Annotated in this window: 27 protein-coding genes and 2 pseudogenes; 16 read left to right on the top strand and 13 right to left on the bottom strand. The window is 72.5% G+C overall.

Annotated features, from left to right (window positions below):
- Positions 1–119: 119 nt before the first annotated feature.
- Positions 120–929, bottom strand: a complete 810-nt coding sequence (locus tag ACZ6SQ_RS34975) for a PhzF family phenazine biosynthesis protein (protein ID WP_469569412.1) — start codon at positions 927–929, stop codon at positions 120–122.
- 142 nt (positions 930–1,071) lie between these two features.
- Here ACZ6SQ_RS34975 and ACZ6SQ_RS34970 point away from each other — a divergent pair, with 142 nt between their 5' ends.
- Positions 1,072–1,692 (top strand): PadR family transcriptional regulator, encoded by a 621-nt coding sequence (locus ACZ6SQ_RS34970; RefSeq protein WP_469569410.1) that lies wholly within the window; start codon positions 1,072–1,074, stop codon positions 1,690–1,692.
- Between the two features lie 96 nt (positions 1,693–1,788).
- On the opposite strand, the gene ACZ6SQ_RS34965 is transcribed toward ACZ6SQ_RS34970, so the two are convergent.
- Together ACZ6SQ_RS34965 and ACZ6SQ_RS34960 are read right to left on the bottom strand one after the other, a co-directional pair.
- Positions 1,789–2,217, bottom strand: coding sequence for a type II toxin-antitoxin system Rv0910 family toxin (locus tag ACZ6SQ_RS34965; protein ID WP_386383591.1), 429 nt, complete (start codon positions 2,215–2,217; stop codon positions 1,789–1,791).
- Positions 2,218–2,389: 172 nt separating this feature from the next.
- Positions 2,390–2,578 (bottom strand): hypothetical protein, encoded by a 189-nt coding sequence (locus tag ACZ6SQ_RS34960; RefSeq protein WP_469569456.1) that lies wholly within the window; start codon positions 2,576–2,578, stop codon positions 2,390–2,392.
- A 199-nt stretch (positions 2,579–2,777) separates the two neighbouring features.
- Between ACZ6SQ_RS34960 and ACZ6SQ_RS34955 the strand changes: the two genes are divergently transcribed.
- On the top strand, positions 2,778–3,347 hold the full coding sequence (locus tag ACZ6SQ_RS34955; protein WP_469569408.1) for a hypothetical protein: 570 nt from the start codon (positions 2,778–2,780) through the stop codon (positions 3,345–3,347).
- Between the two features lie 68 nt (positions 3,348–3,415).
- Positions 3,416–4,432, top strand: coding sequence for an EamA family transporter (locus tag ACZ6SQ_RS34950; protein ID WP_469569406.1), 1,017 nt, complete (start codon positions 3,416–3,418; stop codon positions 4,430–4,432).
- Between the two features lie 88 nt (positions 4,433–4,520).
- On the opposite strand, the gene ACZ6SQ_RS34945 is transcribed toward ACZ6SQ_RS34950, so the two are convergent.
- On the bottom strand, positions 4,521–5,153 hold the full coding sequence (locus tag ACZ6SQ_RS34945; RefSeq protein ID WP_469569403.1) for an FMN-binding negative transcriptional regulator: 633 nt from the start codon (positions 5,151–5,153) through the stop codon (positions 4,521–4,523).
- On the bottom strand, positions 5,153–5,836 hold the full coding sequence (locus tag ACZ6SQ_RS34940; protein WP_469569401.1) for a pyridoxamine 5'-phosphate oxidase family protein: 684 nt from the start codon (positions 5,834–5,836) through the stop codon (positions 5,153–5,155). Before ACZ6SQ_RS34940 ends, ACZ6SQ_RS34945 begins: the two co-directional genes overlap by 1 nt.
- Before the next feature lie 35 nt (positions 5,837–5,871).
- Here ACZ6SQ_RS34940 and ACZ6SQ_RS34935 point away from each other — a divergent pair, with 35 nt between their 5' ends.
- Positions 5,872–7,203, top strand: a complete 1,332-nt coding sequence (locus ACZ6SQ_RS34935; protein ID WP_469569398.1) for an aminotransferase class I/II-fold pyridoxal phosphate-dependent enzyme — start codon at positions 5,872–5,874, stop codon at positions 7,201–7,203.
- A 115-nt stretch (positions 7,204–7,318) separates the two neighbouring features.
- Here the strand turns inward: ACZ6SQ_RS34935 and ACZ6SQ_RS34930 are convergent, their stop codons facing one another.
- Positions 7,319–8,278: a DMT family transporter gene (locus ACZ6SQ_RS34930; protein ID WP_469569395.1), complete on the bottom strand. Its 960-nt coding sequence runs from the start codon at positions 8,276–8,278 to the stop codon at positions 7,319–7,321.
- A 75-nt stretch (positions 8,279–8,353) separates the two neighbouring features.
- Between ACZ6SQ_RS34930 and ACZ6SQ_RS34925 the strand changes: the two genes are divergently transcribed.
- On the top strand, positions 8,354–9,298 hold the full coding sequence (locus ACZ6SQ_RS34925) for a LysR family transcriptional regulator (RefSeq protein WP_469569393.1): 945 nt from the start codon (positions 8,354–8,356) through the stop codon (positions 9,296–9,298).
- Here the strand turns inward: ACZ6SQ_RS34925 and ACZ6SQ_RS34920 are convergent.
- On the bottom strand, positions 9,258–9,728 hold the full coding sequence (locus ACZ6SQ_RS34920) for a pyridoxamine 5'-phosphate oxidase family protein (RefSeq protein ID WP_469569390.1): 471 nt from the start codon (positions 9,726–9,728) through the stop codon (positions 9,258–9,260). The two genes, ACZ6SQ_RS34925 and ACZ6SQ_RS34920, sit on opposite strands and share 41 nt — an antisense overlap.
- A gap of 140 nt (positions 9,729–9,868) precedes the next feature.
- Here ACZ6SQ_RS34920 and ACZ6SQ_RS34915 point away from each other — a divergent pair, with 140 nt between their 5' ends.
- Positions 9,869–10,510 carry a cysteine hydrolase family protein gene (locus ACZ6SQ_RS34915; protein WP_469569388.1) on the top strand — a complete coding sequence of 214 codons (642 nt, stop codon included), beginning with the start codon at positions 9,869–9,871 and terminating at the stop codon, positions 10,508–10,510.
- A 3-nt stretch (positions 10,511–10,513) separates the two neighbouring features.
- Here ACZ6SQ_RS34915 and ACZ6SQ_RS34910 read toward each other — a convergent pair whose 3' ends face one another.
- Positions 10,514–10,960: a Rieske (2Fe-2S) protein gene (locus ACZ6SQ_RS34910; RefSeq protein ID WP_469569386.1), complete on the bottom strand. Its 447-nt coding sequence runs from the start codon at positions 10,958–10,960 to the stop codon at positions 10,514–10,516.
- A gap of 155 nt (positions 10,961–11,115) precedes the next feature.
- Between ACZ6SQ_RS34910 and ACZ6SQ_RS34905 the strand changes: the two genes are divergently transcribed.
- The 7 genes from ACZ6SQ_RS34905 (at position 11,116) to ACZ6SQ_RS34875 (ending at position 17,612) form a co-directional block, all read left to right on the top strand.
- On the top strand, positions 11,116–11,871 hold the full coding sequence (locus ACZ6SQ_RS34905) for a HipA family kinase (RefSeq protein ID WP_469569383.1): 756 nt from the start codon (positions 11,116–11,118) through the stop codon (positions 11,869–11,871).
- 29 nt (positions 11,872–11,900) lie between these two features.
- The gene (locus tag ACZ6SQ_RS34900) at positions 11,901–12,317 is read left to right on the top strand and encodes a DUF3037 domain-containing protein (protein ID WP_469569452.1); all 417 of its coding nucleotides are present in this window, start codon (positions 11,901–11,903) and stop codon (positions 12,315–12,317) included.
- Between the two features lie 375 nt (positions 12,318–12,692).
- A complete protein-coding gene (fabG, locus tag ACZ6SQ_RS34895; protein WP_386383611.1) occupies positions 12,693–13,454 on the top strand; it encodes a 3-oxoacyl-ACP reductase FabG in 762 nt (253 codons plus the stop codon).
- 17 nt (positions 13,455–13,471) lie between these two features.
- Positions 13,472–14,233: an SDR family oxidoreductase gene (locus ACZ6SQ_RS34890; protein WP_389322043.1), complete on the top strand. Its 762-nt coding sequence runs from the start codon at positions 13,472–13,474 to the stop codon at positions 14,231–14,233.
- A 260-nt stretch (positions 14,234–14,493) separates the two neighbouring features.
- Complete coding sequence (locus ACZ6SQ_RS34885) at positions 14,494–16,074, top strand: ABC transporter substrate-binding protein (RefSeq protein WP_469569380.1); 1,581 nt, start codon at positions 14,494–14,496, stop codon at positions 16,072–16,074.
- A gap of 144 nt (positions 16,075–16,218) precedes the next feature.
- On the top strand, positions 16,219–16,902 hold the full coding sequence (gene ung / locus ACZ6SQ_RS34880) for a uracil-DNA glycosylase (RefSeq protein WP_469569378.1): 684 nt from the start codon (positions 16,219–16,221) through the stop codon (positions 16,900–16,902).
- Positions 16,903–17,087: 185 nt separating this feature from the next.
- On the top strand, positions 17,088–17,612 hold the full coding sequence (locus ACZ6SQ_RS34875) for a hypothetical protein (protein ID WP_469569375.1): 525 nt from the start codon (positions 17,088–17,090) through the stop codon (positions 17,610–17,612).
- A 71-nt stretch (positions 17,613–17,683) separates the two neighbouring features.
- Here ACZ6SQ_RS34875 and ACZ6SQ_RS34870 read toward each other — a convergent pair whose 3' ends face one another.
- Complete coding sequence (locus ACZ6SQ_RS34870; RefSeq protein ID WP_469569372.1) at positions 17,684–18,184, bottom strand: hypothetical protein; 501 nt, start codon at positions 18,182–18,184, stop codon at positions 17,684–17,686.
- 174 nt (positions 18,185–18,358) lie between these two features.
- Positions 18,359–18,868 carry a DinB family protein gene (locus ACZ6SQ_RS34865; protein WP_469569369.1) on the bottom strand — a complete coding sequence of 170 codons (510 nt, stop codon included), beginning with the start codon at positions 18,866–18,868 and terminating at the stop codon, positions 18,359–18,361.
- Between the two features lie 133 nt (positions 18,869–19,001).
- Between ACZ6SQ_RS34865 and ACZ6SQ_RS34860 the strand changes: the two genes are divergently transcribed.
- Positions 19,002–19,916 carry a Gfo/Idh/MocA family protein gene (locus tag ACZ6SQ_RS34860; RefSeq protein ID WP_469569367.1) on the top strand — a complete coding sequence of 305 codons (915 nt, stop codon included), beginning with the start codon at positions 19,002–19,004 and terminating at the stop codon, positions 19,914–19,916.
- Here the strand turns inward: ACZ6SQ_RS34860 and lnt are convergent.
- Positions 19,831–21,408 (bottom strand): apolipoprotein N-acyltransferase, encoded by a 1,578-nt coding sequence (lnt, locus tag ACZ6SQ_RS34855; RefSeq protein ID WP_469569365.1) that lies wholly within the window; start codon positions 21,406–21,408, stop codon positions 19,831–19,833. The two genes, ACZ6SQ_RS34860 and lnt, sit on opposite strands and share 86 nt — an antisense overlap.
- A 104-nt stretch (positions 21,409–21,512) precedes the next feature.
- Complete coding sequence (locus ACZ6SQ_RS34850; RefSeq protein WP_469569363.1) at positions 21,513–21,992, bottom strand: nuclear transport factor 2 family protein; 480 nt, start codon at positions 21,990–21,992, stop codon at positions 21,513–21,515.
- Positions 21,993–22,177: 185 nt separating this feature from the next.
- Between ACZ6SQ_RS34850 and ACZ6SQ_RS34845 the strand changes: the two are divergent.
- Positions 22,178–22,345, top strand: a pseudogene (locus ACZ6SQ_RS34845) (DUF4291 family protein); the annotation flags it as partial.
- A gap of 137 nt (positions 22,346–22,482) precedes the next feature.
- Here the strand turns inward: ACZ6SQ_RS34845 and ACZ6SQ_RS34840 are convergent.
- Positions 22,483–22,791 (bottom strand): annotated as a pseudogene (locus tag ACZ6SQ_RS34840) (DUF4291 family protein); the annotation flags it as partial.
- Positions 22,792–23,245: 454 nt separating this feature from the next.
- On the opposite strand from ACZ6SQ_RS34840, the gene ACZ6SQ_RS34835 reads away from it, so the two are divergent.
- The coding region (locus ACZ6SQ_RS34835) for a tetratricopeptide repeat protein (RefSeq protein ID WP_469569361.1) at positions 23,246–25,177 on the top strand (1,932 nt) is incomplete at its 3' end.

Below are 25,177 nucleotides of genomic sequence, written 5' to 3'. Positions count from 1 at the left end.
CCCCTTTGGTTGCCGTCCCCCCCACCCACCCCCCCCCCCCCCCCCCCCCCCCCCCCCCCCCCCCCCCCCCCCCCCCCCCCCCCCCCCCCCCCCCCCCCCCCCCCCCCCCGCGGCCGTGTTCAGACCAGGAGCTCGCCGTCGATCGTCGTTACCGCGCGGCCGGTCAGCAGGGTGCGGTCGCCCAGCAGGCGGGTGCGCACCAGACCCGAGCGGGGCGAGGCCTGCAGCCCGGTCAGCTCGGTGCGGCCGAGGCGCTCGGACCAGAACGGGGCGAGCGCGGTGTGGGCGCTGCCGGTGACCGGGTCCTCGTCGATGCCGACGTTGGGGAAGAAGCAGCGCGAGACGAAGTCGTGGTCGCGGGCCGGGTCCTCGGCGCGGGCGGTGGCGATGATCCCGCGCTCGGAGTGCGCGCCGAGGGCCCGCAGGTCGGGGAGCAGGGTGCGGACGGTCTTCTCGTCCGGCAGTTCGACGAGCAGGTCGCCGACGTTCGGTCCGGTGTCGAAGCAGCTCAGCGGCTCGGCGCCGAGGGCCTCGGCGATGCCGTCCGGGACCGCTACGCGGGTGAGCGGCGCGGTCGGGAAGTCCAGGGTGATCCAGCCGTCCTCAGCGGGCGTCGCCACGAGCACCCCGCTGCGGGTGGCGAACCGCACGGGACCCAGTTGCGTGCCGGTGGCGGCGAGCGCGTGGGCCGTGGCGAGGGTGGCGTGGCCGCACATCGCGACCTCGGCGACCGGCGTGAACCACCGCAGGGCCCAGTCCGCCTCGCCGCCCTCCGGAAGGGGGTGCGCGAACGCCGTCTCGGCGTGGTTCACCTCCATCGCGATCCTCTGCATCCGCGCGTCGTCCGGGAAGGCGTCCAGCAGCAGGACACCGGCCGGATTGCCCGCGAAGGGGCGGTCGGTGAAGGCGTCGATGATTCGAATCCGCATGGGCACGAACCGTAGCCGCGGGACGAACCCGCAGGCCAAGGCCAATTCACCCTCTCTGGACCGATGAAGGGTTGTCGAACGAACTGTTCCGATATATCGTTGAAGCATCGCGACAGATCAACGATGGAATGGAGTGGTTGTGATGCGTACCCATGGATTCGAGCGTGGATGCAGGCCGGACGGTCCCTTCGGGCGTGGCCGGCAGGGTTTCGAGGGGCAGCGGGCGGCCTTCGGTCCGTTCGGGCCGGGAGGGCCGGGCTTCGGCCCCGGGGGGCCCGGCTTCGGCCCCTGGGGCGGCCGCGGGCGAGGAGGTCCCAGGGGGAGGGCGCGACGCGGTGACGTACGGGCCTCGATCCTTGCCCTGCTCAGGGACCGGCCCATGCACGGCTACGAGATGATCCAGGAGATCGGCGAGCGCAGCGGCGGGGCCTGGCGGCCCAGCCCCGGCTCGGTCTACCCGACCCTCCAGCTGCTGGAGGACGAGGGCCTGATCGTCAGCGAGAGCGAGGGCGGCAAGAAGCTGTTCTCCCTCACCGAGGCCGGCCGTGCCGTCGCCGAGGAGGGCCCCGAGGCCCCCTGGGAGGAGGCCGGGCGCAGCGTCGACTGGGAGGCCCTCGGCGAGATCCGCCAGGCCGGGTTCGGCCTCATGGAGGCCTTCGGGCAGGTCTGGAAGACCGGCAGCAAGGAGCAGCGCGAGAAGGCGCTGGGGGTCATCAACGAGGCCCGCAAGAAGCTGTACCTCATCCTGGCCGACGAGGACTGAGAGCCCGACGAGGGCTGAGGCCGGGCTCCGGTGGGTACTGTCCCTCAGGGCGCCCCGCGGTGTACGCCGCGGGGCGCCCGCCGCGTTCCGGCGCCCTCACGTCACCAGGCCGCCCAGCTTGCGCAGCGACTCCTCCAGCGCGGCCGTCGCCGAGTCCTTGAGGCGGCCCGCCATCAGCGAGACGGCGGCACCGGTGAACTCCCCGTCGATCCGCACCGCCGTGCCCCCGCCCTCCGGGCTGAGGGTGTAGCGCGTGACGAGGGCGACCGCCATCGGGCCCTTGCCCCGGATGGCCAGCAGCCGGGCGGGTTCCAGTTCGGCCACGGTCCACTCGACCTCGGCCGGGAACCCCATCAGCTTCATGTTCTCCATGAACGTCACGCCCACCGCCAGGGCCGCGGGTCCGCCCGAAGGGAAGCCCGTGTGGGTCGCGTTCCACTCGGCGTAGGCGGACCAGTCGGTGAGCCGCTCCCACACCTTCTCCGCGGGTGCCTCGATCCGTGCCTGAGCGCTGACTTCGGCCATGCGACCACCTCTTCGTGTCGGGCTGCGGTGTCGCGGAACGTAGCTCCGGAGGCGTGAACCTTCAATACTGATGAACCGTCAGGAAGTCTGCGCGGGGCGCGGGTTCGGCCCACCCGACGGTTCGGTCCATGTTTCGGATCAGCCCACCTTGCGGATCAGCCCACCTTGCGGATCAGCCCACCTTGCGGATCAGCGCGGCGTCGAACACGTCCCAGGCGCGCGGGTGGGGGCCCTCGTCGTGGCAGTGCCAGGCGTCCCAGAACAGATCGGCGAGCAGCGCGTCCTCCGGGGCGTACACCCGGTACACGTACTGCCTGCCGTCGACGGCAGGCAGCTCCACCAGCCAGTACCGGCTCTCCACATGGAGCAGTGACGTGCGGCGTGGGTCGCCTGGTTGCCTGCGGGGCGTGAGGCAAATCGGCGCGCGCCCCTTCCTGAGGACTGGCCTGATCTCATCCCCGAGGAGGAGAAAGCGGGCGCCCTTGTCCACTCCCCGTGGGACCCGAGAATGCTCCCAGCCGGGGATGACCGCGGCGGCCGGGGCTGATGGGGTGGAGGACGTGCAACCCCGTATTCCCCGCCAGTCGACCGGCGACCAGGCCGGCCGGCGCGCAGAGGACGACGCCGCCGGGCTCAGCGCCGAGCTCGTGGCGGTGCTCGCGGGCGCCCGCAGAAGGGCCCTGCGCGACGGGGACCGGCAGATCGACACCGCCCATGTGCTGCACTCGCTGCTGGAGTCCGACCCCGAGGTGAGTGCCGCCTTCGAGGGTGAGGCGCAGGTCGCCCGGCTGCTCGGCTATCTCGTCCAGCGCAGCATCGGCTACGGGCTGCGCTGGCAGAGCACCGTGGAGGACTCCGGCGCCGTCCCCGTGGTGAGCGGCGCCGCGGGCTGCTCTCCGCCGGCCTCGGCTGCGCTCGAGCAGGCACGCGCGCGTGCCGCCGATCGCGGTGACGCGCCCGTACGCGGGCTCGACCTGCTCGCGGCGGTCGTCGCGGACCCGCAGTCGCGCGCCGTCGAGGTGCTCACCCGCGCCGGGATCGACGCGCGCGAGCTGCTCCTGCGGATCGAGGCGACGGCTCAAGGACTCGAGGCGACCGCCCAGGGGCTCGAGGGCGATCTGACGCTCTGACGCTCTGAGGTCCATCGGTTGAGACAGGTGTCATCGGGGGTGACGCTCATGTCGTCGCCTGTCATCATGTGCCGGTGCAGACGAACAGCAGCAGTGCGGGTGGCGGCGGGAAGGGCGTGGGCCTCGCGCTCGCCCTCGGTTCGGCCCTCGCCTTCGGTGGGTCCGGAGTCGCGGCCAAGCCGCTCATCGAGGCGGGCCTGGACCCGCTGCACGTGGTGTGGCTACGGGTGGCCGGTGCCGCCCTGGTGATGCTGCCGCTCGCGGTGCGCCACCGGGCGCTGCTGCGCCGCCGTCCCGCGCTGCTCGCCGGGTTCGGACTGCTCGCCGTGGCCGGTGTGCAGGCCTTCTACTTCGCCGCCATCTCCCGTGTCCCGGTGGGGGTCGCGCTGCTCGTGGAGTACCTCGCGCCCGCGCTGGTGCTCGGCTGGGTGCGGTTCGTCCAGCGGCGGCCGGTGACACGTGCCGCCGCGTTCGGGGTGGTGCTCGCGGCCGGTGGTCTCGCCTGTGTGGTCGAGGTCTGGTCCGGCCTGGGCTTCGACGCGTTCGGACTCCTGCTGGCCCTCGGCGCGGCCTGCTGTCAGGTCGGCTACTTCGTGCTGGCCGACCAGGGCAGCGACTCCGGCGAGGACGCCCCCGATCCGCTCGGTGTCATCGCCTACGGCCTGCTGATCGGCGCCGCCGTGCTGACCGTGATCGCCAGGCCGTGGGGGATGGACTGGTCCGTGCTGGGCGGCACCGCCGAGATGGACGGCACCGAGGTGCCGGCCGTGGCCCTGCTGGCCTGGATCGTGCTGATCGCCACCGTCGTCGCGTACGTCACCGGCGTCGTCTCGGTCCGGCGGCTCTCGCCGCAGGTCGCCGGGGTCGTGGCCTGTCTGGAAGCGGTCATCGCCACGGTCCTGGCCTGGGTGCTGCTGGGGGAGCACCTCTCCGCCCCGCAGGTGGTGGGCGGCCTGGTCGTCCTGGTCGGCGCCTTCATCGCCCAGTCCTCCACCCCGGCGAAGGGCTCCGCCGAGGCGGTGGCGAGCGGCGGCGCGCGGGAGCGGGAGGACCGCGAGCTCTCCTCGCGGGGGACGGGGTCCTAGCGGGCGAGACCGACGGGGGCGCCTCGCGGTCGCAGCCGACGCCTCCACACTCGCCCCCACGCCCGCCTCCACGCCCGCCTACGTCGGACTACGCCGGCCGTCTGCGCAGCACGTGCTCGCGGGCCGCCCCGTCCCGCGGACCCGCCCGTCCGGCGAGGTGCTCCGCGATCCGGTCCTGGACGACGGCCGCCTTGCTGCCCGCGTACTTGAACTTCGCCCGGACGCCGGTCACCTCCAGCCGCAGCCCGCGGATGCCCGGCAGCATCCGGCCGTACGGTGCCTCACCCGCCACCACCGGCGCCGAGCCGCCCTCGGGCTGGAAGTGCCCCATCTGCCGGGCGAGCAGCGCGGCCTTCTCCTCCGGGTCGTCGACGATCCGCGCCCGGCAGCGCAGCTGGACCGCCGCGTAGAGGCTGGTCGGCGTGCCGTGCTCGGGCGGGGTGCCGGGGACGGCCTGCCAGGGGCCGGGCACGTACACATAGTCGTCGACCACGCTGAGCACGACGTCGGGGGCCGCCTCCAGCGCGGGCCACAGCGGGTTCGGGCGGGCCAGATGGGTCACGGCGTCGCCGCGCCCGGCGTCGTAGGCGAAGTGCAGGGGCTGGACGTGCGGCGGCTCGCCGGGCAGGCCGTTGACGGCGAGCTGGCCGAAGTCGTGCACGGCCAGCCAGCGCTGCCACTCGGCGTCCTCCTTGGGCGCGTCCCAGGGGTGGACGAGCATCAGAGCATCGCCGTCAGGTAGTCCGGCAGGCCGGAGCCGGGGGCGAGTCCGGCGTCGGGCAGCGGGGCGTCGTAGCCCTTGCGGAGCGGTACGACACCGGCCCAGTGGGACAGGGCGTAGTCCTCTGGCTCCTCGTTCACCCCTCCGGTGCGGACCTTGGCGGAGACCTCGTCCAGATCGAGGCGGATGACGGCCGTGGCGGCGAGTTCCTTCTTGTTGGCGGGCCGGGAGTCGGCGGCGCGGCCGGGTACGACGTGGTCGACGAGCGCGTCGAGGGCGGCCCGCTTCTCCTCGGGGTCGGTCACGTCGTGGGCGACGCCGTGCACCACCACCGAGCGGTAGTTGATCGAGTGGTGGAAGGCCGAGCGCGCCAGCACCAGTCCGTCGACATGGGTCACCGTCAGGCACACCGGCAGTCCCGGATCCGCCTGCCCGGTCATCCGCAGCGGGCGCGAACCCGTCGAACCGTGCACGTAGAGGCGGTCGCCGACCCGGCCGTACAGGGTGGGCAGCACCACCGGGGCACCCTCGCGCACGAAGCCGAGGTGGCAGACATAGCCCTCGTCCAATATCGCGTGCACCAGCTCCTTGTCGTAGGCGGCGCGTTCCGCGGAACGGGTGGGGACCGTGCGGTCGGTCGGCGTGTAGGCGGCGGGTGCCGTCGGCTGCGAGGTCCCCTGCATGGCGTTCTCCATTGCACTAGTGCATAATTGCGTTTGTGCTAGGAGAATATCGGATCGCAGGGCGGGGCGCAGCGGAGATTTCTGCCAGCGTCGAGCGCGCGGTGGCCGCGGGTGAGCTGGAGCCGGGTCAACTGCTGCCGCCCATGCGCGAGTTGGCCGAACGCCTCGGGGTGAATCCCAACACCGTCGCGGCCGCCTACCGCGTCCTGCGTGAACGCGGTGTCATCGAGACCCACGGCCGTCGCGGCAGCAGGGTGCGGCCGAGGCCCGCCACCAGCGGGCGCGAGTACATCCGCGTCGACGTGCCCGAGGGCGTACGCGACGTGGCGAACGGCAACCCGGACCCGGCCCTGCTGCCCGCGCTCGCCCCGGCCTTCGCGGCGGCCGCCGAGCAGGGCGACCGGCGGCCGGTGCTGTACGGGGACGCGGAGGTCGAGCCGGAGCTGGCCCGTTCGGCGCGCGCCGACCTGGACGCCGACGGAGTACCGGCCGGGCCGGTGGCCGTCACCTCCGGGTCCCTCGACGCCATCGAACGGGTGCTCGCCGCCCACCTCAAGCCCGGCGACACCGTCGCCGTGGAGGACCCGGGCTGGGGCAGCGTCCTCGACCTCGTCCCGGCGCTCGGGCTGCGCCTGCACCCCGTCGGCGTCGACGACGACGGGCCGCTCCCCGACGACGTCCGCGCGGCCCTGGCGGCCGGGGCGCGTGCCCTGATCGTCACCTGCCGGGCGCAGAACCCGACCGGCGCCGCCGTGACGGCCCCTCGCGCGCGTGCCCTGCGCGAGGTGCTCCGGGAGCATCCCGGCACCCTCCTGATCGAGGACGACCACGGCCACCGGATCGTCGACCTGCCGCTGCACCCGCTGGCCGGCACCACCCGGCACTGGGCGCTCGTACGGTCCGCCGCCAAGGCCTACGGCCCCGATCTGCGGCTCGCCGTGCTCACGGGCGACGAGGTCACCCTCGGTCGGGTCCGCGGGCGGCAGCGGCTGGGGCCGGGCTGGATCAGCCGGATCACCCAGCGCGCGGTCGTGCGGCTGTGGGCCGACGGTGCGGTGGACGCGGGTGCCGTCGCGGCGGCCTACGGGCGGCGCCGGGACGCGCTGATCGCCGCGCTCGCCGAGCGGGGCGTCATAGGTCACGGGCGCACCGGCATGAACGTCTGGATCCCGGTGCCGGACGAGACCGGCGCGGTCGCCCGGCTGCTGCACGCGGGCTGGGCGGTGGCGCCCGGCGCGCGCTTCCGGCTGAAGTCGCCGCCCGGCATCCGGATCACCGTGTCGTCGCTGACCGCCGACGAGACGGGTCCGCTCGCGGACGCCATCGCCTCGGCGGTGGGGGCGGGGGAGGGGCGGCGGTACGTCTGAGGAGGGTCGGGCGGCGGCCTTGGGCCGCAGGCGCCTGGATGCGTGGCTCTCCCGCACCCGGGAAGTGCCTCCCGCGCCCGCCCGCGTCGGTCGCGCGCCCGCGGCCCTGCCCGCTTCAGTCCCGCGCCCGCGGCCGCGCCTGCGTCAGCGCCGCGCCCGCCAGCACGATCACCGCGCCGACCGGCGTCGACCAGGCCAGGGACTCGCCGAGCAGGGCGACCCCGGCGGCGGTGGCGATGACGGGGATGAAGTACGTGACCATCTGGGCCGTCGTCGGGCCCACCTCGTCGACCAGGCCGTACTGGATCAGGACGGCCAGCCCCGTGCCGAGGGCGCCGAGGGCGGCGATCGCCAGCAGCGGGCCGGGCGCGAAGCGGGTCGGCAGGGAGGTGAACAGCGGTGTCACGACGGCCAGTTGCAGGGTGGCGATCAGCAACTGGGCGCCCGTCAGGGACAGATGCGAGTGCCCGGCACGGGCGAGCGTGCGGCGGACGTAGATCCAGCCGACGGGGTAGCTCAAGGAGGCGAGCAGCGCCAGGCCCGTGCCGGTCGCGTCCAGCCCGGCGAAGCCCTGCCAGGCGCCCAGCACCGTCAGCACCCCGAGGAAGCCGATGCCCAGCCCGGCGACCCGCAGCCGCGTCGGCCGGTCCTCGGAGAGGGCGACCAGGGACAGGGCCATGCCCCACAGCGGTGAGGTGGCGTTGCAGATGCCGGCCAGGGTCGAGGGGATGGTCAGCTCGGAGTAGGCGAACAGCGAGAACGGCAGCGCGTTGAGCAGCAGCGCGGCGACCGCCAGATGCCCCCAGGTCCGCGCGCCCCGCGGCAGCCGCTCCCGCTTCACCGCCATCGCGGCCGCCAGCACCGCCGTACCGAAGACCAGGCGGCCGAGGGTGACCTGGAAGGGGGCGTAGCCGTCGGTGCCCACCTTGATGAGCAGGAAGCTGAAGCCCCAGATCAGGGAGAGCCCGGCGAAACGCAGGCGCCAGTCGAGGGTGCGGCGGGAGCGGGCGGGTGTGGCTTCCGGTCCGGCCGGGCCGGTGGGCCGGGTCGTCGCGGGCGTGCGGGCGGTCGTCATGGGGACCACGATGCCGCCGGACGATCTCTTAGCACAATCGAGAATACGCGCCCGTTATCTCGTAGCATCGCTTATATGTTGAACCTGGAGCGCCTGCGCACCCTCGACGCCCTCGCGCGGCACGGCTCGGTGAGCGGCGCCGCGGAGGGGCTGCACATCACCACCTCGGCCGTCTCGCAGCAGATGGCGAAGCTCGAGCGGGAGGTCGGGCAGCAGATCCTCGCCCGGCACGGGCGGGGTGTGCGGCTCACGGACGCGGGCCGGCTGCTGGCGGAGCACGCGGCGCGCATCCTGTCGCAGGTGCAGCTCGCCCAGTCCGATCTGGAGGCGCAGCGTGGACAGGTGGCCGGTGAGCTGCGGCTGTCGGCGTTCCCGACGGCCGCGCGCGGGCTGTTCCCGACCGCGCTGGCCGCCCTGCGCGCCGAGCACGCCCGTCTGCGCGTGCGCTCCTGCGAGCTGGAACCGGAGGACGGCATCCGGGCCGTGGTGCGCGGCGATCTCGACCTGGCGGTCGTGCTCGACTGGTACAACAAGCCGATGCCGCTGCCGGACGGCCTGGTCAAGGCGCCCATCCTGGACGATCCCGCCGATGTGGCGATGCCCGCCGGGCACCGGCTCGCCGGCCGCGACGAGGTGGACCTCGGGGAGTTCGCCGAGGACGAGTGGATCACCTGGGGCGAGGGGGAGTTCTGCCACGAGTGGCTGATGTTCACGCTGCGCTCCCGGGGCGTCGAGCCGATCGTCGGCCATCGCGCGGCCGAGACGCACACCCAGCTCGGGCTGGTCGCAGCGGGCCTCGGGGTGTGCATCGCGCCGCTGCTCGGCCGGCACCCCATGCCCGAGGGCGTGGTGACCGTGCCGCTGCGCCAGCGGGTGCGGCGGCACGTCTACGTCGTGTGGCGCGCGGACGCCGACCGCAGGCCCTCGATCCGGGCCGCGGTACGGGCGCTGCGTGCGGCAGGGGAGTCCGTGTCGGGGACTACCGCGGCGACGCCAGCTTCCGGAAGTCCCACGACCTGACCGTCTCGGGAACCAGGCGCAGCCACGCGTGCCGCCCGTCGTGCGGGAGTTCGTCGATCGCGAAGTACTTGCGGGCGAACAGCCGCTCCACGGAGACGAGTTCGGGGGCCTCGAGACCGGTTCGCGGCACCTCGCCCACGACGTCCACCCGGCCGGTCAGCTCGACACCGCGCAGTTCGTCGTAGTCGTGCCCGGCGTCGACCGTGACGGCCACGCGCGGGTCGCGGCGCAGGTCGGCCCAGCGCTTGCTGCGGGTGATCGAGTACAGCCACAGCGCGTCGCCGTCCCAGGCGAACCAGAGCGGGCTGACGTGCGGGGCGCCGTCGGCGGACACGGTCGCGACCCGGCAGGTGCGTTCGGCGGCGAGAAAGGCGTCCGTCTCCTCGGCCGACATCATGATCCTCCGGCCCCGGCGCTGGGTCACGGCCATGCCAATCCCTCCGGCCTCGCGATCGCCTCCGCCCACCGCGGAGCTGACGGTCCGTCAGAACAGAGCATGGCTCGTCTTCCGCCCGTACGCAACGGCCGCTACTCTCGCCCGACCGGCCGCCGGTGACAAGGGGGAGTGCCATGCCGTCGTACGACGCCCTGCGCGAGATCCTGGACCCCGCGTCGACCGTCCTGCTCACCGTCGAGTGCCAGCAGGGTGTGGTGGGCCCGGACGCCGCGCTGCCCGAACTCGCCCGCGAGGCAAGGGCGTCGGGCGCGCTCCACCGGATCGCCCAGCTGGTCACGGCGGCCCGCTCCAGCGGTGTGCAGGTGATCCACGCCCTGGCCGAACGCCGTCCCGACGGACGCGGCGCGAACCGCAACGCGCGGCTGTTCCGGGCCGCCGAGCGACTGCCCGTGCGCCAGCTGTCCGGCACGACCGCGGTACGCGTGGCCCCGCCGATCGAGGCGGCCGAGGAGGACTTCGTCGTACGGCGGCTGCACGGGCTGTCGCCGCTGCACGGCACCGAGGTCGACGCGCTGCTGCGCAACCTCGGCTGCCGCACGCTCGTCGTCACCGGCGTCTCGGCCAACGTGGCGATCCCCAACGCCGTCTTCGACGCGGTGAACCTCGGCTACACCGCCGTCGTCCCGACCGACGCGATCGCCGGGGTGCCCGCCGCGTACACGTCCGCGATGATCCGCAACACCCTCGCGCTGGTGGCCACCCTCGCCACCACCGACGACGTGCTGAGCGCCCTCAAGAGGCCCCGCCGGGGCTGATCCTCACACCAGGGTGATGGTGTCGCCGTCGACCGTGATCTGCTCCGCGGGCAGCGGCTTGGTCGCCGGACCCTTCTTCACGCTGCCGTCCGTCACCGAGAACTCGCTCTGGTGGCAGGGGCAGTGGATGATCCCGTCCGCGATCTCCTTGACCTGGCAGCCCTGATGGGTGCACGTCGAGGAGAAAGCCTTGAACTCGCCCGCGGTCGGCTGGGTCACCACCACCTTGGCGTCCCCGAACACCTTGCCGCCGCCCTCGGGGATCTCGGACGTCTTGCCGAGGACGGTCCCCGCGCCCGTCCCCGCACCTGTCTCCTTACCGCCGTCGCCGCCTCCGTCGTCGCCGGACCCGCACGCGGTCAGTGCGACGGCGATCCCCGTCGCCCCGGCCGCCGCCATGACGGTGCGCCGGGCCGGGCCCGTCGCGGGCTGAACCGATTCGCTGGTCATTGCCGTTCCCTTCACCTGACGTCACCTGGTTCCGTAAAGGGTTACGGCCCGCGCGGCGCCCTCGTTCAGCCGCCACGCGTGTCGTCACCCGAACGTACCGCCCGGTCCGCCGGGGCGCGTCCCGGCGGACGTGAACGCCCCAGTAACCTGGGGCGATGCTCAAGGAAGTCATCGCGACCCGGTTCATCACGCCGCTGCGCGAGGGCGGCTCGCTGCCGGGGCTGGTCGAGGCCGACGACGGCGGCGCCTACGTCCTGAAGTTCAGCGGCGCCGGACAGGGCCGCAAGACCCTCGTCGCCGAGGTGGTGGTGGGCGAACTGGCCCGCAGGCTCGGTTTCCGGATGCCCGGCCTGGTCACCGTCGAACTGAGCCCGCTCCTCGGCCTCGGCGAACCCGAGCAGCAGGTGCAGGACCTGCTGAGGTCCAGCGGCGGCACCAACCTCGGCATGGACTTCCTGTCCGGCGCCCTCGGCTTCGACCCGCTCGCCTTCGCGGTCGACGCGCGCGAGGCGGGCCGGATCGTCTGGTTCGACGCGCTGGTCAACAACGTCGACCGGTCCTGGCGCAACCCCAACCTGCTGATGCGGCAGGGCGAGCTGTGGCTGATCGACCACGGCGCGACCGTGATCTGGCACCACAACTGGCCCGGCGCCCTGGCCTCCGCCGCCCGGCCCTACGACGCCTCCGACCACGCGCTGGCCTCCTTCGCCCCGGACGTGGCTGCGGCTGCCGCCGACCTGGCACCGAGGGTCACCGAGGACCTGCTCGCCGAGGTGACGGCCGAGATCCCCGAGGTGTGGCTGGCCGGCGAGCCCGGCTTCGACTCCGCCGACGCGCTGCGGCGGGCCTACGCCGAGCCGCTGCTCGAACGGGCGGCCGTGATTCACGAACGGATCGAGGGGATCAAGTGAGCGACACCCGGATCAATGTCGCCGGGCACATCACCGAGCGCCACTTCACCCGGGCCGGACAGGGCGGCGACCGCGAGGTGTTCGAGTACGCCCTGCTGCGGGTCGTGCCGCGCATCGAACGCGGCGAGTGCGTCAACGCGGGCGTGATCGTCTACTGCCGCGCCAGGTCCTACCTCGCCGCGCTCACCCACCTCGACGAGTCCCGCCTCCTCGCCCTGGACCCCCGGGCCGACCTGGCCGGGGTGCGTGCCGCGCTGCGCGCGGTCGAGAGTGTCTGCGAGGGCGGCCCCTCGGCGGGCCAGGCGGCCGCCGACGCCCCCGGCCCCCGCTTCCGCTGGCTCGTCGCCCCCCGCTCCACGATCGTCCAGCCGGGCCCGGTCCACACCGGCCTCACTGCGGACCCGGAGGCGGAGACGCGGCGACTGCTGGAGCTGCTGGTGCGCTGACGGACCGCAGGTCCCAGGCAGCCGGGTCGCCCCGCCGCCGCGCTGACGGGCAGCCGGTTCCAGGCTGCCCTGTCCTCCCGCCGCCGCACCGGCGGGCCGCCCCGTCGTCCCGCCGCCCCGCGGTCCCCGTCCGCCCGCCCACGCCGGTCCCGCGCCCCCCGAGGTCGACCGGGCGTTCGACGCTGCCCGCGATCGGGCGACCGTCGGCGGGTTTCCCGCGCATCCGTCGGCAAGGGAGGGCGCGGCGGGTAATGGATCACATGGCGCCGTGTGGCGTTGACACGGAGTGTCATGGCTTCTAGCGTCTCGACTGCTGAAGGTACTAAGCGGTCGCTCACCGCACGTCACGTCTCTCAAGGGCGAGGAGATCCAGCAATGTCCACCACTGAGCAGCGGGTCGCAGTAGTCACCGGTGCCGCGCGCGGTATCGGTGCGGCGACCGCCGTACGTCTGGCGGCCGAGGGCCGCGCGGTCGCCGTGATCGATCTCGACGAGGCCGCCTGCAAGGACACCGTCGAGAAGATCACCGCCGCGGGCGGCCGGGCCGTCGCCATCGGCGCCGACGTCTCCGACGAGGCCCAGGTCGAGGCCGCGATCGCGCGCGTCGTCGAGGAGCTGGGCGCGCCCACGATCCTCGTCAACAACGCCGGCGTCCTGCGCGACAACCTGCTGTTCAAGATGAGTGTCTCGGACTGGGACATCGTCATGAACGTGCACCTCAAGGGCTCGTTCCTGATGACCCGGGCCATCCAGAAGCACATGGTCGACGCCGGCTTCGGCCGCGTGGTCAACCTCTCCTCGTCCTCCGCGCTCGGCAACCGCGGCCAGGCCAACTACTCCGCCGCCAAGGCCGGCCTCCAGGGCTTCACCAAGACCCTGGCCAAGGAGCTCGGCAAGTTCGGCATCACCGCCAACTCCGTCGCCCCGGGCTTCATCGCCACCGACATGACCGCGGCCACCGCGGAGCGGGTCGGCATGGGCTTCGAGGACTTCAAGGCCGCGGCCGCCACGATGATCCCCGTGGCGCGCGTGGGCGAGCCCGACGACATCGCCAACGCCGTCGCCTTCTTCACCGGCGAGGCCGCCGGATTCGTCTCCGGCCAGGTGCTGTACGTGGCCGGCGGCCCGCTCGACTAGCGATCAGGAGCACGGACATGACTGAACTTCCCGCACTCTCGGGCAAGGTCGCGCTGATCACCGGCGGCAGCCGGGGCATCGGCTACGGCGTCGCCGAGGCCCTGATCGCCCGCGGCGACCGCGTCTGCATCACCGGCCGCAACGAGGACGCGCTCAAGGAGGCCGTCGACAAGCTCGGCGCCGACCGCGCCATCGGTGTCGCCGGCAAGGCGCACGACCTGGACCACCAGGCCCAGGCCGTCGAGCGCACCATGGAGGCCTTCGGGCGGGTCGACTACCTGGTGAACAACGCCGGCACCAACCCGGTGTTCGGCGCGATCGCCGACCTCGACCTGAACGTCGCACGCAAGGTGTTCGAGACCAACGTGGTCTCCGCGCTCGGCTTCGCCCAGAAGACCTGGCACGCCTGGCAGAAGGACAACGGCGGCGCGATCGTCAACATCGCCTCGGTGGCCGGTCTCGCCCCCTCGCCCTTCATCGGCGCCTACGGCATCAGCAAGGCCGCGATGATCAACCTGACCGTGCAGCTGGCGCACGAGTTCGCGCCCAAGGTGCGGGTCAACGCGATCGCCCCGGCCGTGGTGAAGACCAAGTTCGCCGAGGCCCTGTACGAGGGCCGGGAGGCGGAGGCCGCCGCGGCCTACCCGCTGGGCCGTCTCGGTGTGCCCTCGGACATCGGCGGTGCCACCGCGTTCCTGACCTCGGAGCAGTCGGCCTGGGTCACCGGCCAGACGCTCGTCGTCGACGGCGGCATCTTCCTCAACGCCGGCGTCGCCTGACGCGCCGGCCCCCGAGGGCGTGAAGGACCCGGGCGCCGTTTCCCTTCCGGACCGTCGAGTGTGACGGATTCCGGTTGACGGAAACGGCGCCCGTGTCTTCGCCGAAAGGTGTCAAACGAGTCGTAACGGCGCTGCCCAGAGTGATGACAACGTAGTCATTCTTGAAGGTGTCAACTACGTTATGTTTGAGCGCTCCTACGGGCCTCGACGACGCGGTAGGGTCTGCCGACCCTTGGTATGGCAGATCGAGGAGCGTGCGCGTGTTCAACCGGAACCGATTCCTGCGGAGTATCGCGGCGATCGCGTCCATATCCCTGGCAACCGGATGCAGCCTGTTCTCCGACGGCGGCGACGACGACCAGGGCCCGATCGTGGTGGGGACCACCAGTGCCCCCAGTACGTTGGATCCGGCCGCTTCCTGGGACGGCTCATGGGAGCTGTTCCGCAACGTCTACCAGACCCTCCTCAGCTACTCGGAGGGCTCGACCTCGCCCGAGCCGGACGCGGCCGAGAAGTGCGCCTTCACGGACACCTCGAACACCACGTACCGCTGCAAACTGCGGGACGGGCTGAAGTTCTCCGACGGCTCCACGCTGGACGCCGAGGCCGTCAAGTACTCCGTGGACCGCATCCTCAAGATCAAGGCTGACACCGGCCCGTGGGGACTGCTCGGCAGCCTGGAGCGGGTGGAGACGCGCGGCGACGACCAGGTGCTGTTCCACCTCAAGACCCCGGACGCCACCTTCCCGTTCGTGCTCGCCACCCCGGCGCTGTCGATCGTCAACCCGGACAAGTACCCGGCCGACGCGCTGCGCGAGGACGGGCGCCTGGACGGCTCGGGCCCCTACAAGCTCGACTCGTACTCCGAGAACGACAAGGCCGTCCTGGTCCGCAACGAGAACTACAAGGGCAGCGCCGAGCGCCGCAACAACGCGGTGACGATCCGCTACTTCCAGGACTCGGCCTCCATGGTCAGTGCCCTGCGGGACAAGCGCATCGACGTCACCTACCGAGGTCTCGCCGCCGACGACGTCGTCTCCCTCCAGATCAAGAACGAGAGCGCCGGCCTCCAGCTCGTCGAGGGCAGCGGCATGGACATCAGCTACGTGGTGTTCAACCCCAAGGATGAGTGGGCGGGCAAGGCCGCCGTCCGCAAGGCCGTCGCGCAGATCGTCGACCGGTCGGCCATCTCGCACAAGATCTACAAGGACACCGTGGACCCGCTGTACTCCATGGTCCCCACCGGCCTCACCGGCCACACCACCGTCTACTTCGACAGCTTCGGCGACCCCGACGCCGAGCAGGCCTCCAAGATCCTCAAAGAGGCCGGCATCAACGAGAAGGTGCCGCTGACCTTCTGGTACACCACCGACCGCTACGGCTCCGAGACCGCCGTGGTCTTCAAGGAGCTCAAGCGGCAGCTGGAGGCGTCCGGGCTGTTCGAGATCACCCTGAAGAGCCGGCCGTGGAAGACCTACGTCGGGGGCTACCAGAAGGGTGAGTACGCGGTGTTCGGCCGTGGCTGGTCCCCCGACTTCCCCGACCCGGACAACTTCATCGCCCCGTTCGTCGGCGACGAGAACGCCCTCGGCACGCCCTACACGGCGCCCGAGATCACCGGCACCCTGCTGCCGCGCTCGCGCCGCGAGAGCGACCGCGGGCAGGTCAAGCGGGACTTCGAGGAGGCCCAGCAGCTCCTCGCCGACGACGCGCGGCTGCTGCCGCTGTGGCAGGGCAAGCAGTACGTCGCCGCGAACGAGGACATCTCCGGCGGGGCCCAGGCCCTCGACCCGTCCTCGATCATGATGATGTGGCAGCTTTCCCGGAAGACGAGCTGGTAGACCGCCCGGCACCGGCCTCCGGGCCGGGCCGGGGCACCGGCGGGTGTGCGGTACCGGGCCCCGTTGTCAGTGGGCGCCTGTAGGTTCTGAGTACTGGAAGTCCTGGTAACTCTGGAACCGACCGCACACCGTAAGGAAGTTGACGTGACCGACACCGCCATGCTGCCCGAGTCCTGGCGCGGGGTCCTGGGCGACGAGCTCCAGCAGCCCTACTTCAAGGAGCTGACGGAGTTCGTCGAGGAGGAGCGGGCGAACGGTCCCGTGTACCCGCCCCGCGAGGAGGTGTTCGCCGCGCTGGCGGCCACCCCCTTCGACGAGGTGAAGGTTCTCGTCCTCGGCCAGGACCCGTACCACGGCGAGGGCCAGGGCCACGGCCTGTGCTTCTCGGTGCGGCCCGGTGTGAAGACCCCGCCCTCCCTGCGGAACATCTACAAGGAGATGCAGGCGGAGCTCGGCCTGCCCGTCCCGGACAACGGCTACCTCATGCCATGGGCCGAGCAGGGCGTCCTGCTGCTCAACGCGGTGCTCACGGTCCGCGCCGGTGAGGCCAACTCCCACAAGGGCAAGGGCTGGGAGAAGTTCACCGACGCGGTGATCCGCGCGGTGGCCGGGCGGCCCGACCCGGCGGTGTTCGTGCTGTGGGGCAACTACGCGCAGAAGAAGCTCCCCCTGATCGACGAGTCCCGGCACGTCGTGGTGAAGGGCGCTCACCCCTCCCCGCTGTCCGCGAAGAAGTTCTTCGGCTCGCAGCCCTTCACCCAGATCGACGAGGCCGTCGCCGCGCAGGGCCACGCCGCGATCGACTGGCGCATCCCGAACCTCGGCTGACCCGCACCGCCCCGGGCCGGTTCCGTACCGCGCCCGGGGCGGCACCGGCGTGCCGTACGGGCGCCGTACGGGCCCGCCTGGCCGGGATCGGAGGGCGCTGCGGTTAGCGTTCGGAGCGTCGAGCTTGTCCGGCGCGATCCGTGCGGAGCGGCGTCGGGACCTGGGAACCTGCGAAGGGCGGCCTGGTGGCGGAGCGACAGGAACAGGCGGCGCCGGACGCCGTGATGACCCGGATCGGCCAAGGGGTCATGCTGCATCACGCGGGCGACCGCGAGGAGGCCCGCGGGCGCTTCCTCGCCCTGTGGGCCGAGATCGGCCAGGACGGCGACCCCCTGCACCGCTGCACCCTCGCCCACTACATGGCCGACACCCAGGACGACCCCGACGCGGAACTGGCCTGGGACCTGCGGGCCCTCACGGCGGCCGAGGAGCTGACGGACGACCGGCTGGCCGCCCACGAGGGCGCCCCTGCGGTCCGCGCCCTCTACCCCTCCCTGCACCTCAACCTGGCCGCCGACTACGTCCGGCTCGACCGGCCCGACGCCGCCCGCACCCACCTCCGCCGTGCCCGCACCGCGGCGGAGTGCCTGGCCGACGACGGCTACGGGGAGGGCGTCCGCGCCGCGATCGGCCGTCTGGAGCGGCGGCTGGCGCAGGAGGGCGGGGAGGACCCGCCGGGGGAGCCGTGGGGAGCGCCGCGACGGCCGTAGGCCGTGCTTCGCCCCGGAGACGCCGGGGACGCCGGACACCGGAGCTCCGGGCTGTCCGCCCGACGGCGATCTCAGCGTCCGTACACCTGCTCGCACGCCCTCGCCTCCGGGCTGTCCGCGCGCCAGCCGCCGTACCTTCTGCCGAGCGCGCAGACGTCGGTGTTCTCCCGGACGGACTTCGAGACGTCCGACAGCTCCATGGGAGGTACGGCGGGGCGGGAGCGGTGGGGCTTGTTCGCGTGGGGCTGCGGGTGTGCGCGGCCGGGGCCATGGGTGCGCGGGGCCGCGGGTGGCCCGGCGGGTGTGTTCCGGGCCGCGGCGGGCGGCCCGGAGGCGCGCGGCGCGGGCGACGGGGGCGGCGTCGGCGGACGGCGGCCCGCCAGCTCCAGTGCCTCACGGGCCGGGGCCTGGACGATCTGCGGCCCGGGGTGACCGTCCGGACGGGGCGACGCGGGCTGGGCCGGTGTCGTCGCGGGGCCGGGCGCCACGGGGCGCTGGACCGTCACACAGCCGGTGAGGGCCGAGACAGCCACGGTGACCAGGAGCGTTGCGGTGGTCGTCGTTCGATGCACCCGCGCAACTCTGGTGGCTCCGCCGCCTCCCGGGACGGCGGACAGGCGCAGGATGCCCCGCACGGGTGATCTCCGGCCCCGTACGGAGGGCGCGGGCACCCGCCGGGTGACGCGGCGCGAGCGTGCCGGGCGTCGCGACGCCGCGGAGATCCCGCGGGAGTTTGACGACAGGGCCTAGAAGCCGGTGGAGCCGTCGATGCGCTCGCGCAGGAGGTCCGCGTGGCCGTTGTGCCGGGCGTACTCCTCGATCATGTGGGTGTAGATCCAGCGCAGGCTGGGCACGTCGCCGTGCCGTGTGCGGCCCTTGGACAGGTCGTCCAGGCCGAACCCGGCCGCGTTGCGCCGGGCCACCTCCAGCTCGCCCTGCCAGGTGGTGTGCGCCTCCTGCCAGGTGTCCGCCTCGGTGAGATGGAACTCGCCGTCGGGGTCCTCGTCGCTGAAGTAGATCGGCCCGGGGGAGTCGTTCGTCAGCACGTGGCGGAACCAGATGCGCTCCACGTCCGCCATGTGCCGCACCAGCCCCATCAGGGTCAGCTCGGACGGCGGCACCGACGCCGAGCGCAACTGCTCGTCGGTGAGTCCCGCGCACTTGCGGGCGAGGGTGGCGCGGTGGAAGTCCAGCCAGCCCTCCAGCATCGTGCGTTCGTCGGCGGCCGGGGCGGGCAGGTCGCGGATGCTCGTCATGCGCCCATCGTCACCCGGCCGGCCGCCCCGCCACCAGCCGTTTTCCCGCCCCCGGCGTGTCGTCGGCCGGGCCACACCGCCGTATGCTGCCCGGCAGGGCAGGCACGGCAGGCAAACGTCTAAGGAGTACCTCGTGAAGGTCGGCTGCATCGGACTCGGCGACATCGCGCAGAAGGCGTATCTGCCGGTGCTCGGGGCGCAGCCCGGGATCGAGCTGCACCTCCAGACACGCACCCCGGCCACCCTCGACCAGGTCGGCGACAGCCTGCACCTGCCCGCCGGGCAGCGGCACCGCGACCTCGACGCGCTGATCGCCGAGGGCCTCGACGCCGCGTTCGTGCACGCGCCCACGACCGTGCACCCCGAGATCGTCACCCGGCTGCTCCAAGCGGGCGTACCGACGTACGTCGACAAGCCGCTCGCCTACGAACTCGCCGACTCCGAGCGGCTGGTCGCCCTCGCCGAGGAGCGCGGTGTGTCGCTCGCGGTCGGCTTCAACCGGCGCTGCGCGCCCGCCTACGAGCAGTGCGCGGACCATCCGCGCGAGCTGATCCTGATGCAGAAGAACCGTGTCGGGCTGCCCGAGGAACCGCGTTCGATGATCCTCGACGACTTCATCCACGTCGTGGACACCCTGCGTTTCCTGGCGCCCGGCCCCGTCGACGACGTCACGGTCCGCGCGCGCGTGCGGGACGGGCTGCTGCACCACGTCGTGCTCCAGCTCGCCGGGGACGGCTTCACCGCGCTCGGCGTGATGAACCGGCTCAGCGGCTCCAACGAGGAGATCCTGGAGGTCTCCGGGCAGGACACCAAGCGCCAGGTGCTGAACCTGGCCGAGGTGATCGACCACAAGGGCCAGCCGACCGTGCGGCGGCGCGGCGACTGGGTGCCGGTGGCCCGCCAGCGGGGCATCGAACAGGCGGTGCTGGGCTTCCTGGACGCCGTCCGCGAGGGGCGGGTGCTCAGCGCACGGGACGCGCTGGCCACTCACGAGCTGTGCGAGCGGGTCGTGCGCGCGGTTCAGGAGCGTTCCGCCGCGGGCGCCTGAGGACCGCCCGGACGCCCTCCGCGCCGCACAGCGCGGCCAGCACCAGCAGGGCCGCGTACACCGGCCAGTCGCCGAAGCGGACGTACGCCGTGGTGCCGGAGGCCAGTGGCACGTCGTACACCCGGCCGGCCGCCGTGTCGGTGCCGAGCCACGGGCCGGCCCGGGAGCCGTCCGGCCCGTACACCGCGGAGACGCCGGTCAGGGTCGCGTGGACCATGGGCCGGCCGGTCTCGGCGGCGCGCAGCGCGGCCAGCGAGGCGTGCTGCTCGGGTGCCCAGCTCTGCTGGAACGTCGACGTGGCGGACTGGGCGATCAGCACCTGGGCACCGTCCGCGGTGAGCGCCCGGCTCATGTCGGGGAAGGCCGACTCGAAGCAGACCATCGGGCCGACGCGCAGGCCGCCCACGTCCATCACGACCTGTTCGGTGCCGCGCCGCCGGTCCTCGCCGGCCGCCTCGCCGACGGAGGTGGCCCAGCCGAGCACGGACCGGAAGGGCACGTACTCGCCGAAGGGCACCAGGCGCATCTTGTCGTAGCGGTCGCCGGTGAGGCCCTCGGGGCCGACCAGGACCGAGCTCTTGTAGATGCCGGGCCGGTCGGAGCGGCGCGCGTCCACGTTGACGAGTATCCCGGCGCCCGTCGCCCGGGACAGCGCCGCGACCCGGCGGGCCAGGTCGGGCCGGTCGCGCAGGTCGAAGCCGACGCTGCTCTCGCCCCACACGATCAGATCGGGGCGCTGTCCGACGAGGGCCCGGGTGAGCTGTTCCTCGCGGTCGAAGCGGCGGTCGGGGCTGCCGGCGCCCTGGATCACACCGGGCTGGACCACGGCGATCCTGACGCGGCCGTCGGTGTCCGGACGGGGCGCCCACATCCAGGCGGCCGAGGCGACGGCGGCCGTGACGAGCAGCGCGGCGAGCGAGGGCAGCCGGGCCGCGCGGTTCACGACCAGCGCGGCGACGGCCGTGTTCACCGCCACCAGCAGCAGGCTCAGCAGCCATACACCGCCGACCGACGCGAGCCGCAGTGCGGGGGCCACCTGCCACTGGCTGGCGCCGAGCATGCCCCACGGGCCGCCCAGCCCCTCCCAGGAGCGCACCAGCTCCACCGCCAGCCACGCCGAGGGCAGCACGAGCAGTGCGCCGGTGATCCGGCCGGGTCCCGGCGTGCCCGCCAGGAAGCGGCGCACCAGCAGGCCCCAGGGGGCCCAGAGCGCGCCGAGCAGGGCCGCGACGACGAAGGTGAACACATGCAGGTTCGGCACCAGCCAGTGGTGCACCGCCAGCATGAAGCCGAACCCGCCGGACCAGCCGTCGTACGCCGCTCTGCGCGCGGTCGGCGCCGTGCGGGCCAGCAGGATCCACGGGACCAGCGCCACGGGGGCGAACCACCACAGGGCCGGGGCCGGGAAGGCGAGCATGGGCAGCGCCCCGGCGAGCGCCGCCAGCAGCGACCTTCGCCACGGGGAGGTGAGCCAGTGCCCGAACGTCCTCATACGACGCCTCCCTACCCCGTGGCCTCCAGTGTCACGCGCCCGACGATCTCGGTACAGGGCGCGCGGCCGGAAAGCGCCCCGTGACGAGGCCCGGTCCGACCGGCTCAGTTGATCACAGGAGTCCCGGCGCGGTCCGTCAGGCGCCGCCATTTCTCGTGCACGACCACCTCGCGCAGCCGCCACCCGTCGTACGTCCGGACCAGCGCGAACGCGTACCGGCCGCCGCACACGAAGTCGGGCACGGCCGGGCCGTCGCCGAGCGTGCTCATGGGGTTGATGTAGTCGGCCTGGACGAGGGCGGTGTCGCCGGTGTCGCGCTCCAGGATCCCGAACCGTATCCGGCGGTTGACGATCAGATGCTGGCGCATCGGGAACGTCCGCATCGTCCGCGCCAGCCATCCGGCGACGTCCGCCGCGTGCCCCTCGATCCCGCCGGCCGACCGGTAGTCGGCCCGCCCACCCGGCGCGAACAGTGCCCGGTACGCCTCCCAGTCGCCGTCGTCCACGGCCACCGCGTAGTCGGTGACGACCTCGTCCACGGCCATCCGGTCCATCACGGTCGCAAGCTCCACACGCTGCGTCATCGGCTCAGTTTCGGGGGTGCCGGGCGGGGAGCCAAGGGGAGTGCGGGGGGATGTTGGACGACCGTGGCGCGGCGCACGGTCGGCCGACGGGTGACGCGCCGGGCGCGCGGCGCGAAATTCGGTGGCTGTGCGAGGTGCGCTGCGGCAAGGCTGGGCCCGTGAACGAACGACATCAACTCGGCGCGGTGGAGACCGCGCCGCAGACCGCCGCCGCCCCGAGATTCCAGGTCCGCGCCCGCCACACCGACACCACGATCACCGTCTACCAGGCCTACCGCCCCGGAATCGGCCGCCCGGCCGCCCGCGACGGCCGCTTCCCGTCCTCCTGGAAGCGCGACCGGATGACGTGGATCACCAAGCCGCGTTCACAGACCTCTTCCATGCCGTCGGCGCGACTGTGAGCTCTGTCGGCGCGCTGCTCCTCGCAGGTGGGACGGCCAGCGTCCCTGTTGCGGGTGAGTGAAGCCAGCTGTGGTGTCCGGATTGCCGGTCAGGAACGCAGGTGGGCCAGTGGTTCGTCGCCGGTGGGGTAGCTGTGTTCCTGGGGGAGCAATCGGGTCGCTGCGTCCAGGTCGCCGCTGCTGACGCGTGCGTGGATCTCGTGGGCGAGGGGGGTCACGTCGCGGATGGACGCGATCCACTCGTTCGCGTAACGCGACGATGCCTCGCCCGAGAGTCCTAGTTGCAGCGAGCGGTGCGGCAGGGGGCGCAGGTGCAGATCGCGTTCGGGATCCCACTGGACACGGGCCGGTGAGCGCTTGAGGTCACGCTGCCAGGCGGCGCGATCGGGATGCAGGCCGGGGCGCGATGTAAGAGGCGTTCAATCGGACGTTGTGCCATTGGTCTGTGTACGCCATGACTGGGATGGTGCTGTGGCCTTGAGATGCGCGTTCGGGGTGGTTTGGGCTTGGTGGGGTGGGATGATGGGCGTCCGCGCGTGTGAGGGGGCGTCAGGTGGGTCGGACGGGGCGTTGGTTGCTGGTGGTGCTTGGGTCGTTGGTGGTGTTCGGGCTGTGTGTGCTGCTGGGTGATCTGTTGTTGCCGTGGGATCAGGCGACGCGGATCGGGACGGGTGCGGGGGCTGGCGCAGTGCTCGCCGGGGTCCTGGGGGCTTGGGCTGCGTCGCTGATTGGTTCCTCCACCTCGCCTACGGCGCCGGCCGCGGGTACGTCAACGGCATCGGGTGAGCGGTCGGTAGCAACGCAGGACAATTCCGGGATCATCATCACGGGAGACAACGGCAACGTTCAGCGATGACCGACGCACCCACACCCCCCGCGTCAGGAGACCGCTCCGCTGCTGTCGGCCGCAGCTCCGGCATCGTCGTCACTGGCGATCAGGCGCAGGTCGAGCAACGCACTCTCGTCATACCGCCTGGCGCGTTGCAGGCCGCGGTACCGGACGAGGCGATACCTCAGCTGAACAATCTTCCTGCGCCTGACAGTCGTGTCTTCGAGGGCCGTGAAGGCGCGCTTGCTGCGCTGGGCGCCCTGCCGTCGACGGGGGCGGGAATCGTCACACAGACCGTGCGGGGCATGGGCGGAGTCGGCAAGAGCACCCTGGTTCTGCATCATGCCCGTGCGCGCCTGGCAGCTGGGCAGGGGCCGGTGTGGTGGGTCGAGGCGTCCTCGGCCGCCACGGTCACGGCTGGTTTGGCATCCTTGGCCACGGCGGCCGATCCTGTGCACGCCGCGCTGCCGCTGGACGAGGGTGCTGCCTGGGCCGTCGCGTGGCTGCAGGGCCGCACCGGATGGCTGCTGGTCTTCGACAATGTGGAAGAACCCGCGGACCTGGCCCCCTATCTCGGCCGGCTGTCCACCGGTCAGACCCTGCTCACCACCCGACGCGATCTTCCCTGGCGCGACCTCGGCACCCCCCTGCGCCTCGACACCCTGTCACCTGAAGCCTCCCTCAGCGTCCTTCAGGAGATCGCCGGACGTCAGACTGGCAGTGATACTGCCGGGTTCGCCGAGCTGGCCGAGGAACTCGGATATCTGCCGCTGGCCCTGCAACAGGCCGGCGCCTACTTGGCACAGACCCGCACCAACCCTGCGGACTACCTCACACAGTTGCGCGCCGATCCGGCCGGGGTACTGGCCGCCACCACTCCCGGCGACCCGCAGCAGCGCACCATCGCACGATTGTGGAGCGTCACCCTCGACGCCATACAAGCCCAGGACGCGCACGCGGTCGAGTTGTTGCAGATCCTGTCCTACTGTGCGCCCGACTCCTTGCCCCGCCGGGTGCTCGCCCCGGCCCTGCCCGCCACGCGAGAAGTGGACCAAGCCCTGGGCATCCTTGCTGCCTATAGCATGATCACCCTCACCGAGCACACGGTCACCGTCCACCGCCTCGTGCAAACCGTACTGCGCAGCACCACACCCCCACCCGCCCGAAAATCACAGCTCAGGCGGGTATGGAGACTGCTTCGCCGGTCACAGCTGACCAGCAGTCCCCATCCATACGAAGCCGCGCTGAACCTCCTGTGCGCCGCGATGCCATCGGGTAGTCCCGGGGAGGTGCAGACCTGGCCAGCGTGGCAGGTGTTGTTGTCCCACATGCAAGCAGTGAACACACACTGTGCCGACACGGAAACGCCCGCCAACCTCGCTGCGCTGCTGGGCCAATCAGCGTTCTATCTCAGGGCTCGCGGCCAAGCCTCGCTAGCCCTGCCGTTGGAGGAGCGGGCGCTGGCCATCAGCGAGGCGGCTCTGGGCGCCGACCACCCCACCACCGCCCTCCGCCTGGGCAACCTCGCCAGAACCTTCAGCAACCTGGGCCGGCACGCCGAGGCCGTGCCGTTGGAGGAGCGGGCGCTGGCTATCAGCGAGGCGGCCTTGGGCCCCGACCACCCCACCACCGCCCTCCGCCTGGGCAACCTCGCCGCCACCTTCAGTGATCTGGGGCGGTATGCCGAGGCTCTGCCGTTGGAGGAGCGGGCGCTGGCCATCACCGAGGCAGCCCTGGGCGCCGACCACCCCACCACCGCCAACCGCATGGGCAACCTCGCCACCACCTTCAGTGAGCTGGGGCGGTATGCCGAGGCCGTGCCGTTGGCGGAGGGGGCGCTGGCCATCAGCGAGGCGGCCTTGGGCGCCGACCACCCCACCACCGCCCTCCGCCTGGGCAACCTCGCCAGAACCTTCAGCAACCTGGGCCGGCACGCCGAGGCCGTGCCGTTGGAG

Source organism: Streptomyces sp. NPDC048600, from assembly GCF_055587025.1.
Note: the sequence above shows the minus strand (reverse complement) of the source record. Positions and strands in the feature narration are given on the sequence as shown.

Excerpts from the sequence above, each read along its gene's own strand:
- ACZ6SQ_RS34915 (WP_469569388.1), top strand. The coding sequence starts at position 9,869 with ATGCCGTCGTACGACGCCCTGCGCGAGATCCTGGACCCCGCGTCGACC.
- ACZ6SQ_RS34865 (WP_469569369.1), bottom strand. The coding sequence starts at position 18,868 with ATGACGAGCATCCGCGACCTGCCCGCCCCGGCCGCCGACGAACGCACG.
- ACZ6SQ_RS34940 (WP_469569401.1), bottom strand. The coding sequence starts at position 5,836 with ATGCAGGGGACCTCGCAGCCGACGGCACCCGCCGCCTACACGCCGACC.
- fabG (WP_386383611.1), top strand. The coding sequence starts at position 12,693 with ATGTCCACCACTGAGCAGCGGGTCGCAGTAGTCACCGGTGCCGCGCGC.
- lnt (WP_469569365.1), bottom strand. The coding sequence starts at position 21,408 with ATGAGGACGTTCGGGCACTGGCTCACCTCCCCGTGGCGAAGGTCGCTG.
- ACZ6SQ_RS34910 (WP_469569386.1), bottom strand. The coding sequence starts at position 10,960 with ATGACCAGCGAATCGGTTCAGCCCGCGACGGGCCCGGCCCGGCGCACC.
- ACZ6SQ_RS34925 (WP_469569393.1), top strand. The coding sequence starts at position 8,354 with ATGTTGAACCTGGAGCGCCTGCGCACCCTCGACGCCCTCGCGCGGCAC.
- ACZ6SQ_RS34890 (WP_389322043.1), top strand. The coding sequence starts at position 13,472 with ATGACTGAACTTCCCGCACTCTCGGGCAAGGTCGCGCTGATCACCGGC.
- ACZ6SQ_RS34905 (WP_469569383.1), top strand. The coding sequence starts at position 11,116 with ATGCTCAAGGAAGTCATCGCGACCCGGTTCATCACGCCGCTGCGCGAG.
- ACZ6SQ_RS34965 (WP_386383591.1), bottom strand. The coding sequence starts at position 2,217 with ATGGCCGAAGTCAGCGCTCAGGCACGGATCGAGGCACCCGCGGAGAAG.
- ACZ6SQ_RS34930 (WP_469569395.1), bottom strand. The coding sequence starts at position 8,278 with ATGACGACCGCCCGCACGCCCGCGACGACCCGGCCCACCGGCCCGGCC.
- ACZ6SQ_RS34850 (WP_469569363.1), bottom strand. The coding sequence starts at position 21,992 with ATGACGCAGCGTGTGGAGCTTGCGACCGTGATGGACCGGATGGCCGTG.
- ACZ6SQ_RS34970 (WP_469569410.1), top strand. The coding sequence starts at position 1,072 with ATGCGTACCCATGGATTCGAGCGTGGATGCAGGCCGGACGGTCCCTTC.
- ACZ6SQ_RS34975 (WP_469569412.1), bottom strand. The coding sequence starts at position 929 with ATGCGGATTCGAATCATCGACGCCTTCACCGACCGCCCCTTCGCGGGC.
- ACZ6SQ_RS34920 (WP_469569390.1), bottom strand. The coding sequence starts at position 9,728 with ATGGCCGTGACCCAGCGCCGGGGCCGGAGGATCATGATGTCGGCCGAG.
- ACZ6SQ_RS34945 (WP_469569403.1), bottom strand. The coding sequence starts at position 5,153 with ATGCTCGTCCACCCCTGGGACGCGCCCAAGGAGGACGCCGAGTGGCAG.